We start from the raw sequence: 12,567 nt of genomic DNA on the forward strand, positions 1-12,567 counted from the left end.
TCAATCTGCGCCTTCAACCCCACCAGCGGATCTCCCATCCGAGTGAGTTGCTCGGCGCGCTCTTGTACATCGAAGAATCCAGGCTGCTTGGGTTTGGGTTGCTTCCTGCGTTTGTCTTTCTTCATCGGCCTCGGGATCACTTTGCGCTTAGAGGCTTTTTATCACATCGATTCCAAATGCTCTACTCTACAATGCTGAATTATTAGAGGTGCCCTTTATAGGATTTACCTATCCCAGCCTCGGATAAGAGGAACGTTTTGATGGCCCTGTCAAGGCCCAAGGGTCTCGGGGTAGGGCGGCTTTAGAACTAGGGGGCGGGGCCGTTAACGCGACTTCCGCTATTCGCCTCGTGTTTCCGGTAATTGTCTATTTTCGCTCACGGTAAGTCACTGATCCGCCGAGGGCGAGATGTTGGGCGCGAGGCAAAAGGGCTTGTAGTGAAGACCTGGGTCCTTGCGCGTAGGGAATGCACTTGGAATACTGCGCGCATGTTTTTGCGAGCGACCACATGCAAGAAAGACGGCAAGGTTCACCGCTACTGGAGCGTGGTGGAGAATCAGCGTGCCAGAATAGGATAACCAATACCGAGTGGGGCCTAGGCTGGGCGCAGATTGGCTGGGGCTAGGCGCCTAGCATCTGCCCTCCGTCCACGCAGATGGATTGGCCGGTGATCCATCCGGCAAGAGGGGAGGCGAGGAACAAAACCAAGTTCGCCACTTCCTCGGGCCTTCCCATGCGCCCGAAGGGGATGCTCTTCAAGATGTTGTTGTAAAGATCCGGAGCGCTGGTCTTGCGCTGTTCCCACAATCCGCCGGGAAATTCGATGGAGCCGGGTGCGACGCAATTCACCCGCACGCCCTTGCGCGCCAGCAATGCGGCTTGCGAGGTGGTGTACTGAATGATGGCGGCTTTCACCGCCGCGTAAGCGGGCGTGCGCGCGGAGGGGCGAAAGCCTGAGATGGAAGACACATTGACGATGGCCGCCGCTTTCGATTCCAAGAGATAGGGCTCGGCGGCGGCGGAAGCCCTGACCGTCGCCATGAGATCCACACCGAGCCCGGCGCGCCATGCCGCTTCGTCGTTGCCCATGCCAAAGCCCGATGCATTATTGACCAATACATCGATGCCGCCGAGCGCCTCGGCGGCGGCGGGGATATAGAGCGCGATGTCGCCCTCCTTCGCCAGATCGCAGGGCGAGGCATGCACCTTACCGCCATGGCGCGCGAGATCGGCTTTAACGGCTTCGAGCGCCTGCGGCCCGCGCGCGCACACCGAAACCGCCGCGCCGGCTTGAGCGAAGCCCAAGGCGATTGAGCGGCCGATGCCACGGCTACCGCCGCATACAACTACTCTTGTTCCTTTGAAATCGAGCGGCATGGTTATCTCCAAGTATTCGACTGGTTTTTTGTCACTTTAACGACGAACGATCACGGAGAGCTGGCTATCCGCACCCATGCGATTGACGGCGATTGCCTCGCCTATACTGGCCGGGAATGCTTCGAATGGCCCGTTCTCGCACTCAATTCATTCTCTGCCGTATGATTCGCCTAATGCAAACCGCAGCGATCAACCTTGATGATACTGATGACTGAAGCTGAAATCTTAAGGCAAAGACACGAAGCCCGCGTCGCGAAGCGGGAGATAGATTTACGGCTCATGGATCTCCACCGCAGAGCTGTGCACGCAATGGAGGCAGCGGACCACGGAGAAAGTGTCCGCCAGATGGCACTCCAGCAAATCGAGAAGTGGGACAAGGGCCGTTTGTGCAATCCAAAGTACGTCGCAACATGGCGCGCCATACTGGATCTACCCGCGCACGACCGGCAAGTGGCGATACTTCGAGACGACGCCGAAGGACTGTCGCTACGGCAGAACTCACCCTTCGGTTTCCTCATAGTCCGTGAAAATGAATGAATCGTACAGACATTGAACGCCTCTTAATCGAGGCACGCAGCATAATCCATCACCCAGATTACGTAATCATAGGTAGCCTCTCTGTGTTGGGCGCTGTACCCGTGCCACCAGTTTCCATGACTGGATCGATCGACATCGATCTCTATCCGAAAAGCGATCCGGGCCGCGCTTCCGAAGTCGCTGCTGCCATGGGCCTGGGTAGCGAATTCGAACGCACGTATGGCTATTACGCGGATGCTGTTTCCCCAATGCTGCCCACGCTACCACAAGCCTGGGAAGAACTACTTGTTCGAGTAAGTTTCGATTCCGGTGTCACCGCTTGGTTTCTAGAACCGAATGATGCAGCCATTTCGAAGTATGTTCGTGGCGAGCCTCGCGATAGGGAATGGATTCGTGCAGGACTAAAAGCCAAAATTCTATCGTTACCCACGATTAGTTATCGCTTACGCGAAACAATCATGGAGACCGAGGAACGGCAGCGGGCTGGTCAGGCAATCGAAGAAGACTCCGAGTGGCAGGAACGCTAATTAGCAGCACCCGCCGTGTCCAGCCGAGAACTCATCGAATAAGGGCCCCCATACCGGCGCTAAATCGGACATGGCGATATCTGTCCAGGCACTATGCCGCCTTCGCCTGCCGCATGGCCTGCCACACGCGCTCGGCGGTTGCCGGCATTTCGATGTGCTTCACGCCCAGCGGGCGCAATGCGTCCAGCAATGCGTTGATCACCGTCGGTGTTCCGCCCACGGTGCCCAACTCCCCCACGCCCTTCGCGCCGAGCGGGTTGATTTTGCACAGAGTGGACTCGTCGGTGTATTGCTCGATATTGGGCAAGTCATCCGCGCGTGGCATGCAGTAGTCGAGCATGGAACCGGTCAAGAGTTGTCCGGAATCCGGATCGTAGCGTGCGTCTTCCATGAGCGCTTGCCCCACGGCTTGCGCGATGCCCCCGTGCACTTGGCCCGCCACGATCATGGGATTCACCACGCGGCCCACGTCGTCCACGGTGGTGTAGCAAACGATCTTCGTGACGCCGGTTTCGGGATCGACTTCCACTTCGCACACATGGCCGCTATTGGGCCACGACGGGCCGCCTACCGTTTGCGTCGTCTGCACCTTGATGCGCTTCTCGGATTGCTTGGCCGCCAGTTCGAACAGGCTGATGCCCACGTCGGTGCCCTTCACGGTGAAGCTGCCGTCCTTGTAAGCGATGTCCCCGCCGGAGGCTTCCAACGCATCGGTGGCCAACTGCTTGCCCTTCTCGATGGTGTCGTTGGAGGCGGTCATCATGGCGGAGCCGCCGATGTAGAGCGAGCGGCTACCCATGCTGCCGATGCCGTTGGCGATGTCGCTATCGCCTTGCACGATGTGAATGCGCTCGGCATCCACGCCGAGGGTTTCCGCGACGATTTGAACGTAGCTGGTCTCGATGCCCTGCCCCATGGCCTGCATGGCCGTATACACCAGCACGCGGCCATCGGCCTCGACGTGCATGTCGATGGTTTCCTCGTGCACCACACCCGTCCACTCCAGGAAGGTGGAGAGGGCGCGGCCGCGCAACTTGCCACGCGCTTTCGATTCTTCGCGGCGTTTCGCGTAACCCTTCCAATCGGAGGCTTCCAGGATGCGATTGAGCATGTGCGGGAAATTGCCGCTATCGAAAGTCTCGCCCATCTGGGTGGTGTAGGGCATCTGCGCGGGCTGGATTAGATTGCGCCGGCGCAGCTCCGCGGGATCGATCTTCATTTCAGCTGCCGCCTGCTCCATCAAGCGTTCCATCAGATATATGGCTTCAGGCCGCCCCGCGCCGCGGTAGGCGGACACCACGTTAGTGTGCGTGAGCACAGCGGTGGCTTGCAGATGCAAGGCGGGGATGTGATACACGCCCGTGATGACCTTCGGCCCGATCGCCACGACGATGACCGCTCCGGGCGTCGACACGTAGGCCCCCACGTTGCCCACGATGTTGACACGCATCCCAAGAATTTTTCCGTCCGCATCCATCGCCAATTCCGCATGGTTGATCTGGTCGCGCCCGTGGCTGGCGGCGAGAAATTCCTCGGCGCGAGTGGCGCGCCAGCGCACGGGGCGGCCGGTCTTCTTCGCCGCGTAGGCGCACACGGCATCCTCGGCGTAAAGCATGGTCTTCATGCCGAAGCCCCCTCCCACATCACCCACGCGCACGCGAATCTTGTCCTTGGGCATTTTCAGAATGGCGTCCGCGAGCGTATCTCTTACGCCCGCGGGATTCTGGCAGCTGGTCCACATCGTAATTCTGCCGCTGGCTTTATCGAACTGCGCGGCGGTTCCGCGCGGCTCCATGCTCACTGGCACCAGGCGCTGGTTGATGACATCGATCTTGGTCACGTGCTTGGCCTTGGCGAAGGCAGCGTCGCACTCGGCTTTCTTGCCGAACTCCGTCTGCGTGGCGATGTTGCCGGGTGCGTCCTTCCATACCAGAGCAGCACCGGGTTTCATGGCCTCTTCGATGGTGGCCGCGACGGGTAACTCCTCGTAATCCACCATGACTTGCTCGGCGGCGTCCTCGGCTTGAGGACGAGTGGCCGCGATCACCACCGCGAGCGCCTCGCCCACGAATCGCACTTCGTCCTTGGCCATGGGGTAGTAGGGCGCCGAGCACATGTTCTTGCCATCGGCGCGTTTCAATGTGCCCTCGGGCGGGACGGTGGGGAAAGCGCCCACGCCGTCAGCTTGCAATTGCGCGCCGGTAATGACCGCCACCACGCCCGGCATCTTCGCTGCCGCCACCGTATCCACGGACTTGATGCGTGCATGGGCATGGGGCGAGCGCACGAAGACGGCGTGCGTCTCATTGGGCAAGCTCATGTCATCCACGTACTGGCCCATTCCCGTTACGAGACGCTGGTCTTCACGGCGGGTGATCGCTTGTCCAATTCCGAACCGGGTCATGATAAGCCTTCTCGTGTGACTGTGATGACCGGATTCTATGCCAGATTGCCCTTGCAACCGCCGGGCTCGGGAGTGGACAATCCCGCCCCTATGCGCTTGCCCGATACCAATCTCTGAATGAGCACTTCCCTCATCCGGCCCGGACGCCTTGGCAACGCGTTGCGCCTGCTCAGCCGCATTAGCGCCCTTCTGGGCGGAATGCTTTTGGTGGGAATAGCGCTCCTTACGCTCGCCAGCGTATTGGGCCGCAGCCTGTTTTCGAGCCCGGTGCAAGGCGACGTCGAGATGGTGCAGTTGGCTTGCGCCGTGGCGTTATCGTGTTTCCTGCCGTACACCCAATGGCAGAGCGCCAATATCATCGTGGACTTCTTCACCGCCAAAGCCTCTGACCAAACGAAAGGACGCCTCGATGCCCTGGGATCCTTACTGCTAGGCTTGGTGGCCGCGCTGGTGTGCTGGCGCGCTGGAGCAGGTTCAGCGATGGCCTACGAGAATCAAGAAACCTCCATGCTCATCGCTATTCCCATCTGGATTCCCTACCTCCTGATGCTGCCCGGCTTCGCGCTCACGGCGGCCGTGTCCTTCTACATCGCATGGGAGCAATTGACCGCGCGCGCCAGCTATGAGTAATTTTTCCATTGGCATCGCGCTCTTCGCCGCCATGCTGGCGCTGATGGCCATTCGCATTCCCATCTCCATCGCCATGTTCCTTCCCGGCGCGGCGGGGTACGTCATCTTGTCCGGTTGGAACCCTTTGCTCAGCCACTTGAAGGGCGCGGTCTTCGGGCGATTCTCGGTCTACGATCTTTCCGTAATCCCCTTGTTCATGTTGATGGGGGCGCTCGCCATGCACGGCGGCCTGTCGAAGGCGCTCTTCGATTTCGCCAACGCATTGCTCGGGCGTTTTCGCGGTGGCATGGCCATGGCGGGCGTGCTGGCCTGCGCGGCCTTTGGCTCCATTTCCGGATCCTCCGTGGCCACCACCGCCACGATCGCGCAAGTAGCCCTGCCTGAAATGCGGCGCTTGAATTACTCCGGAAGACTATCCACCGCCGCGCTGGCGGCTGGGGGCACCCTTGGAATTTTGCTGCCGCCTTCGGTGACGTTGATGATCTACGCCATCCTTACCGAGCAAAACATCTCCAAACTCTTTCTCGCGGCCTACATTCCCGGGCTGCTCGCGGCGGCTGGGTACATCCTGGCCATCGCGATTTATGTGCGCTTATATCCCCGGCACGCGCCCAACGTCTCGAAACCCGGCGCTGGGGAATTCGCTCGCAGCACCGCCGCCGTGTGGCCCATCGCTATCATCTTTCTCGCCGTGTTCGGCGGCATCTACGGGGGCATTTGCACGCCCACGGAAGGCGCGTCCATCGGCACCGCGCTCACCTTCGCCACGGCGCTTGCCCGGCGCGGCCTGAACATGGAAAAGTTCAAGCAGAGCTTGCTTTCCACCGCGCAAACCAGCGGCATGATCTTCATGATCTTCATGGGCGCGGATATGATGAACGCCAGCCTCGCCCTCTCGCAGTTGCCGGCCGAGCTTGCGGGCACGGTCGCTCAAGCCGGAATTCCTCCCTTGGTCATCATGGCGGCCATCATGGTGTTCTACATCGTGCTGGGTTGCGTGATGGACGAGTTGTCCATGATCATGCTAACCATCCCGGTAATTTTTCCCGTGGTGATGGGTTTGGATTTCTTCGGATTGCCGCCCACGGACAAGGCCCTGTGGTTCGGTATCCTTATCCTCATGGTGGTGGAGATTGGCATGATCTTCCCGCCCGTGGGATTGAATGTTTACATCATGAATGGCATCGCCAAGGACGTCCCTATGTCCGAGACCTATAAAGGCGTGGTACCGTTTCTCATCTCGGACGCCTTGCGGATGGCGTTGCTGGTCTTGTTTCCTGGCATTACGTTGTGGCTGGTGCACGCACTGGCCAATTAAAGGAGTTGCTCGTGTTTTTCAGATTGTCATCCAGCATTCTCGTAATGTCATTGCTAGCCAGCCATGGCTACGCGCAGCAAGTCATGCTCAAGGTGCACCACATGTTGCCCAGCACATCGAACCCGCAACAGAAAGTGATTCAGCCGTGGTGCGACAAAATCAACAAGGAGTCCAACGACCGTTTGAAATGCCAGATCTATCCCGCCATGCAATTGGGCGGCACCCCACCACAACTTTTCGATCAGGTGCGCGATGGGGTAGCAGATATCGTGTGGGCCGTGCCCACCTACGCCGCGGGCCGCTTCACCAAGTCCGAGGTCTTCGAACTGCCCTTCATGTCCCACACCGCCAAGGCCGGCAGCCAATCGCTTTGGAGCTATGTGCAGAAAAACGCCATGGACGAATTCAAGGGCACCAAGATCATTGCACTGCACGTGCACGATGGCACCGTATTCCATCTCACCAACAAGCCGCTTAGAACCCTGGAAGATCTCAAGGGCCTGAAGATCCGCGCCGCCACGCGCATCAACGCCAAGATGCTGGCAGCGCTCGGTGCAACGCCCGTGCAAATGCCGCTGCCGCAAGTGGCCGAAGCCTTATCCAAGGGCGTGATCGACGGCGCCATGGTGCCGTGGGAAGGCGCGCCCGCCATCAAATTGCACGAGATCGCCAAGTATCACGTTGAAGTTCCCGCCGGGGCGCCGAAGTTCGCCAACACCATTTTCGTCATGGCCATGAATCCCGCCAAGTACGAGAGCCTGCCCGCGGACTTGAAGAAAGTGATCGACAACAATAGCGGCTTGGCCACCTCCGCCTGGGCGGGCGAGACCGGCTGGGATGCCGCCGTGGCCCCGCACCGAAAACTGGCCGTCGATCGCGGCAATCACTTCTACACCTTGCCGGAGGCGGAGTACCAGCGCTGGCTCAAGGCCACGGAAAATGTGGACGACGATTGGGTAAAACAAGTCACCGAAAAGGGCGCCGACGGCAAGCGCCTGCTTACCGAGGCGCGCGCCCTCATCAAGCAATACGAGAAATAGCACTCGTGCGAAGCCCGCATCCTCCTTATCTGTACCCGGATTACAAGAGCACGGTTGCGCGCGCGCCCGCGCATGCACTCATTACGCTCGAAGATGACACGCCGCCGGTACCGGCTTATACATCGTCGATACTCGTGGCAAATGACGCGGACCTCACCAAGCAATCGAGCGGTGCCCCGTTGGGCGAACGCATCGTCGTGTCGGGACGGGTCCTGGACGTCGGTGGCAAACCCGTGAGACGTTCCTTGGTCGAACTCTGGCAATGCAACGCGGCGGGCCGCTATGCGCATCCGAAGGACCAACACGACGCCCCCTTGGATCCGCACTTCGGCGGGTGCGGCAAAACGCTCACCGACGATAAAGGCTGGTACCGCTTCGTCACCATCAAGCCGGGTGCCTATCCCTGGGGAAATCATTCGAACGCTTGGCGCCCCGCGCACATTCATTTCTCGCTCTTCGGTAACGCCTACGCCCAGCGCTTGATCACCCAGATGTATTTTCCCGGCGACCCGCTGCTGGCCGTCGATCCCATTTACCATAGTGTGCCGGAGTTCGCCCGTGCGCGGCTGATTTCCGCGTTCGATTTGAGTCTGACCGTTGAAGGCATCGCGCTGGGATACCGCTTTGACATAGTGCTGGGCGGCCGGGACGAAACACCGAAGGGGATCTAGAGTGCGAGCCTCGAATCACACCTTTTCACCACAGAGCCACAGAGACACAGAGAGAAGAAGTTCCATTCTCCGCCAAGGCAGCCACGGCAGCTTCTTGAGTAAGAATAATTTTCCGAGGGCATTTTCTCCGTGCCTCTGTGTCTCTGTGGTGAGCTTTTAAGTATGAACCCTTCCACCCCCTCGCAAACCATCGGCCCGTTCTTTCACGGCGCCCTGAACTGGCTGGTATCCGCCGCACCCGCTCCGCAGCGCTGGGTCATGGTTCGTGGAAGCGTCTTGGACCGGGAGGCTAGATCTGTAGCCGACGCTCTCCTCGAACTTACGCTGAGCGTAAGCACGCCGGACAGGTTTGGCTTCCAGCGCGTCTTCACCAACGATGCCGGTGCATTCCAGTTCGTGATGCCCGCCGCTAGCCATGCTCACGTGACCCTCTTCGCGCGCGGGTTGCTCAAGCATGTCTTCACCCGCGTGTACCTTGTGGCGCGGTCCGTTCCCAATGACATACCCGCGGCACGCCGCGCAACCTTGATAGCCCAACCGGTAGGTGATCACTTTCACTGGGACATTCGACTGAGCGGTGAGGACGAAACGGTGTTCTTCGAATTGCAATGAACCTGTTCGCGCGCGTGCTCATCGCGCCGGAGATCGAAGCCGTGTTTTCGGACGAAGCTCTGATGGCCGCCATGGTGCGCTTCGAAGTGGAGCTTGCAGGAGCGCAGGCGCAGACCGGCTTAATTCCGCCCGAGGCCGCGCTGACCATCTCGAATGCGGCTGAGAGCTTTTCGATAAACGCGCAGACCCTAATCACAGAGGGTGCCCATGCCGGCACCCCCATTATTCCTTTCGTCAAAGCCCTCAGGGCTCAAGTAGCTAAATACGATCCGCGCGCCAGCGACTTCGTGCATTTCGGCACCACCAGCCAGGACGTGATGGATACCGCGATGGCGCTCCTCACCCGCGAAGCTGTCGAACGCTTGAGCAAAACGCTGAGCGTTTGTGTCACCGAAGCCCGCCATCTCGCCCTCACCCATCGCGACACACCCATGCTGGCTCGCACACTCATGCAGGCCGCTGGTGTCACCACCTTCGGTTACAAAGCCGCACAGTGGTGCTTGGCTTTGGCGCAAGGACAGCAACGCCTACTAGCGACGGCACGCAGGGCGCTCGCAGTATCGCTTGGCGGGGCCGTAGGGAACCTGGCTGCGTACAAGGATCAAGGGGTACAAGTGCGCGCCGCACTGGCTCGGAGATTGGATCTCCACGACCCAGGCCACACTTGGCACACGTACCGGCAAAACTGGATCGCGCTCGCCACCGACACGGCGCTCTTGTGCGGAACCATGGCGAAGATTGCGCAAGACGTGGCACTGCTGGCTCAAAGCGAAGTGGGCGAGGCGAGCGAACCCACGGCAGAAGGCCGTGGCGGTTCCAGCGCCATGCCCCACAAACGCAATCCCGTGCTGTCCTTGCGCGTCATTGCGGCCACTCGACCCATTCCGGGATTCATCTCGAACCTACTCGCAACCATGCCTCAGGAGCACGAGCGCGCGTTGGGAAGTTGGCAAGCCGAGTTGGCCCAATGGCCATCGGTCTTCACCCACGCATTGAGTGCGGTAAACGCCATGGCGGAACTTCTAACGAGGCTCGAGATTCACGCAGACAAGTGCAAGGAAAACATCGGCGCGATGCAGGGCGTGATATTCGCCGAGGAATTGGCAAGAGTGCTAACTCCTGCAATGGGTAAAGCCGAGGCAGAGTCGTTGATGTCCAACCTGTGCCAACGCGCCCTCCGGGAACGGCGGCCGCTCCACGGCTTGCTGTGGGAATTCCTCGAGACCGATCATCGTTGCAAGAACACCGATCTTTCCGAGGTGGCAAAACGTTTCGGCATCAAGTCCGCCGCGACGGCTTCCGCTCGCTTGGTCGAAGGCATTGTGGACCAGATTCCCGGAGCACCACCTTCAGCACCTTCGTTCGCACCCCTGCTTGCCGGGAGCGAGAGCGAAACTACGCCGAACCCGGCTGCTCGGGTTCGGCGCAGAACGAGCGGGCTCGCCACATAGAACGGTCCGTGAACGGGTTAGGTCGCGCCGAATCAACACTGAATCGGTAGGAGATTAAAATGATGACCGTTCTCGGTTATGGAGGAATACGGCGATGACAACAACACCTCAGGTAATTGAAATCACGGCGGGAGAAATCTCCGCCGAATTGAGACGCCGTGGCATCGGCTCCGATGAACGCGTAACGTTCACGATAGAACCCGCACAGGAACTCATCCCCGGACGACGCGAATCGCGCGCGCGTGGCCGCCGCTGGTCTGACCGACGAGGACATCGATCGGTTGATTAAAAGAGCTCAGCAGGAAGTTGAGTCGCATACCGGATGAGGGTTGTTGTCGATGCAAATGTCTTCGTAAGCGCTGTTCTAAAAGATAAATCCCTGCCTGCGATGGCTGTACATGTAGTCGAACAACGCGGCGTTCTGCTTAAATCGTTCGCAACGGAACGGCAACTTTTCGAGGCCCTGGCCCGCCCTTACCTTGCTTCGCTGATTTCTCCTTCGACGCATGACTGGTTGAAGAATCCAGGGTCGTGCCTCCAATAAAGCGGGCTAGGTTCAACCCCCCCGCCAATACTTCCGCTCCGCCAGCGCCATACCCAGCGCGATAGCCGTTCCGTAAATGATGAATTGGAACGCCGTGGACAGGCCCAGCATTTTGAGGGCTTGTCCTAGTTGCGTGAGGAAGAGTGCCGCGCCGGCTACCGCGACCATGCTGCCGATTCCGCCGCTGATGGCGGTGCCGCCCAAGACGGAGGCGGCGATGGGAGCAAGCAGGTAGGGATCGCCAACCTTGAGCGTTGGATTGCGAATGAACGCCGAGAGCAGGATTCCAGCGATGCCGTAGAGCAGGGCGGCGGCGGTGAAGGCCGCGGTTCGGTATAGCCCGACATTGATACCCGCGATCCAGGCCGCGCGCGGATTGGCGCCGACGGCCATGAAGCGGCGGCCCATGATTGTCTTGCGCAGCACGATGGTCAGCGCGATTACCAGGATTGCCGCGACCCACACCGAGACGTTCAGCCCGAAGATGCGCGAGCCGCCCCAATCCGCGAGCATCGGTGGCACACGCGATTCGGCGGGGAGCGATTCGCGGTACCACAGCGTCGCGCCTGTGGTGATGGCGCCCACGGCCAAGGTGACGATCAGCGCGTTGAGTTCCAGGACCGCCACCAGGATGCCGTTTATCAGGCCCACAGCTACGGCACTCAGCAATGCGATGACGATGGCTAGCATTAGGGCTTCGTCCCGTCCGCCCGAGATGCCGAGGATCAAGGTGCTGGACAACGTGATGATGGCCGTGGTGGAAAGGTCGATGCCGCGCGACATCAGCACCAGCGATTCGCCCATGGCCGCGATGGCGAGGAAGGCCGCTAAGGGCGCAATGGTGAGAAAGGCCGAGGGCATCAAACTGGTGGGCACCACCACTGCGCAAAAACCGATCAAGACCAGCATGACGAGCCAGATGGCGGCGAAGCGCATCTGAAAACGTCCTCCCCGCTCGGTGGTTGCCGCTTTAGCCTCCGCCTTCATGACGCACGCTCAAGCGTTGTCGGTTGGCGCACACGGTTGCGCAACTGCTTGAACAAGCGCGCCAGCGGCTTCCAGCCGGTGTAGAGAAATACCGCGAACAAAGTGAGTGCCCCGCTGGTGATCACGCCCGCGCCGGTGTTAAGGCCCAGCAGCGCGATGATGTTCACCGTGGTGGTAAAGAACAGCGCTCCGAACATGGCGCCCACGAAGGAGCCGCGCCCGCCCGTGAGGGCGGCACCGCCGAGCACGGCGGCGGCGATGCTGGTGAGCGTGTAGCCCGAGCCGATGACGGGATGTCCGACACCGACTTCCGAAGAAAGGAAAAAGCCCGCGAGCACGGCGAGCAAACTGGAAAAAATATAAGCGCGCAGATTCACCACGCCGGTGTGCACGCCGTTGCGCTTGGCGGCCTCCTGGCGAAAACCCACGGCGCGCATTTTTAGGCCACTTCGCGTGCGGTACAGCCAGA

Annotated in this window: 12 protein-coding genes; 8 read left to right on the forward strand and 4 right to left on the reverse strand. The window is 60.0% G+C overall.

Features of this window, described 5'->3' with window-relative positions:
* Positions 1-621: 621 nt before the first annotated feature.
* Positions 622-1,377, reverse strand: coding sequence for an SDR family oxidoreductase (locus tag EXR36_13565; protein ID MSQ60632.1), 756 nt, complete (start codon positions 1,375-1,377; stop codon positions 622-624).
* A 345-nt stretch (positions 1,378-1,722) separates the two neighbouring features.
* Here EXR36_13565 and EXR36_13570 point away from each other — a divergent pair, with 345 nt between their 5' ends.
* Positions 1,723-1,914, forward strand: a complete 192-nt coding sequence (locus EXR36_13570; GenBank protein ID MSQ60633.1) for a hypothetical protein — start codon at positions 1,723-1,725, stop codon at positions 1,912-1,914.
* 116 nt (positions 1,915-2,030) lie between these two features.
* Positions 2,031-2,441, forward strand: a complete 411-nt coding sequence (locus EXR36_13575; protein ID MSQ60634.1) for a hypothetical protein — start codon at positions 2,031-2,033, stop codon at positions 2,439-2,441.
* Between the two features lie 91 nt (positions 2,442-2,532).
* Here the strand turns inward: EXR36_13575 and EXR36_13580 are convergent, their stop codons facing one another.
* Positions 2,533-4,845, reverse strand: coding sequence for a xanthine dehydrogenase family protein molybdopterin-binding subunit (locus EXR36_13580; protein ID MSQ60635.1), 2,313 nt, complete (start codon positions 4,843-4,845; stop codon positions 2,533-2,535).
* A 117-nt stretch (positions 4,846-4,962) separates the two neighbouring features.
* Here EXR36_13580 and EXR36_13585 point away from each other — a divergent pair, with 117 nt between their 5' ends.
* The 6 genes from EXR36_13585 to EXR36_13610 all read left to right on the forward strand — a co-directional run bounded on the left by EXR36_13585 (position 4,963) and on the right by EXR36_13610 (position 10,567).
* Positions 4,963-5,475, forward strand: coding sequence for a TRAP transporter small permease (locus tag EXR36_13585; GenBank protein MSQ60636.1), 513 nt, complete (start codon positions 4,963-4,965; stop codon positions 5,473-5,475).
* Positions 5,468-6,793: a TRAP transporter large permease gene (locus EXR36_13590; protein MSQ60637.1), complete on the forward strand. Its 1,326-nt coding sequence runs from the start codon at positions 5,468-5,470 to the stop codon at positions 6,791-6,793. The genes EXR36_13585 and EXR36_13590 overlap by 8 nt, the downstream gene beginning before the upstream one ends.
* 44 nt (positions 6,794-6,837) lie before the next feature.
* Entirely contained in the window at positions 6,838-7,833 is a 996-nt protein-coding gene (locus tag EXR36_13595) for a TRAP transporter substrate-binding protein (protein MSQ60638.1), read from the forward strand.
* Positions 7,821-8,504, forward strand: a complete 684-nt coding sequence (gene pcaH, locus EXR36_13600) for a protocatechuate 3,4-dioxygenase subunit beta (GenBank protein ID MSQ60639.1) — start codon at positions 7,821-7,823, stop codon at positions 8,502-8,504. Before EXR36_13595 ends, pcaH begins: the two co-directional genes overlap by 13 nt.
* 162 nt (positions 8,505-8,666) lie before the next feature.
* On the forward strand, positions 8,667-9,116 hold the full coding sequence (locus EXR36_13605; GenBank protein ID MSQ60640.1) for a hypothetical protein: 450 nt from the start codon (positions 8,667-8,669) through the stop codon (positions 9,114-9,116).
* Positions 9,113-10,567 carry a 3-carboxy-cis,cis-muconate cycloisomerase gene (locus tag EXR36_13610; protein MSQ60641.1) on the forward strand — a complete coding sequence of 485 codons (1,455 nt, stop codon included), beginning with the start codon at positions 9,113-9,115 and terminating at the stop codon, positions 10,565-10,567. The genes EXR36_13605 and EXR36_13610 overlap by 4 nt, the downstream gene beginning before the upstream one ends.
* 556 nt (positions 10,568-11,123) lie before the next feature.
* Here the strand turns inward: EXR36_13610 and EXR36_13615 are convergent.
* Entirely contained in the window at positions 11,124-12,098 is a 975-nt protein-coding gene (locus EXR36_13615) for an ABC transporter permease (protein MSQ60642.1), read from the reverse strand.
* A partial coding sequence (locus EXR36_13620) for a sugar ABC transporter ATP-binding protein (GenBank protein ID MSQ60643.1) occupies positions 12,095-12,567 on the reverse strand: 473 nt, incomplete at its 5' end. The genes EXR36_13615 and EXR36_13620, both read right to left, overlap by 4 nt.

Source organism: Betaproteobacteria bacterium (assembly GCA_009693245.1).
GTDB lineage: Bacteria > Pseudomonadota > Gammaproteobacteria > Burkholderiales > SHXO01 > SHXO01.

Coding starts and splice junctions, on each gene's coding strand:
- EXR36_13565 (MSQ60632.1), bottom strand. CDS start 1,377: ATGCCGCTCGATTTCAAAGGAACAAGAGTAGTTGTATGCGGCGGTAGC.
- EXR36_13570 (MSQ60633.1), top strand. CDS start 1,723: ATGGCACTCCAGCAAATCGAGAAGTGGGACAAGGGCCGTTTGTGCAAT.
- EXR36_13575 (MSQ60634.1), top strand. CDS start 2,031: ATGACTGGATCGATCGACATCGATCTCTATCCGAAAAGCGATCCGGGC.
- EXR36_13580 (MSQ60635.1), bottom strand. CDS start 4,845: ATGACCCGGTTCGGAATTGGACAAGCGATCACCCGCCGTGAAGACCAG.
- EXR36_13585 (MSQ60636.1), top strand. CDS start 4,963: ATGAGCACTTCCCTCATCCGGCCCGGACGCCTTGGCAACGCGTTGCGC.
- EXR36_13590 (MSQ60637.1), top strand. CDS start 5,468: ATGAGTAATTTTTCCATTGGCATCGCGCTCTTCGCCGCCATGCTGGCG.
- EXR36_13595 (MSQ60638.1), top strand. CDS start 6,838: ATGTCATTGCTAGCCAGCCATGGCTACGCGCAGCAAGTCATGCTCAAG.
- EXR36_13605 (MSQ60640.1), top strand. CDS start 8,667: ATGAACCCTTCCACCCCCTCGCAAACCATCGGCCCGTTCTTTCACGGC.
- EXR36_13610 (MSQ60641.1), top strand. CDS start 9,113: ATGAACCTGTTCGCGCGCGTGCTCATCGCGCCGGAGATCGAAGCCGTG.
- EXR36_13615 (MSQ60642.1), bottom strand. CDS start 12,098: ATGAAGGCGGAGGCTAAAGCGGCAACCACCGAGCGGGGAGGACGTTTT.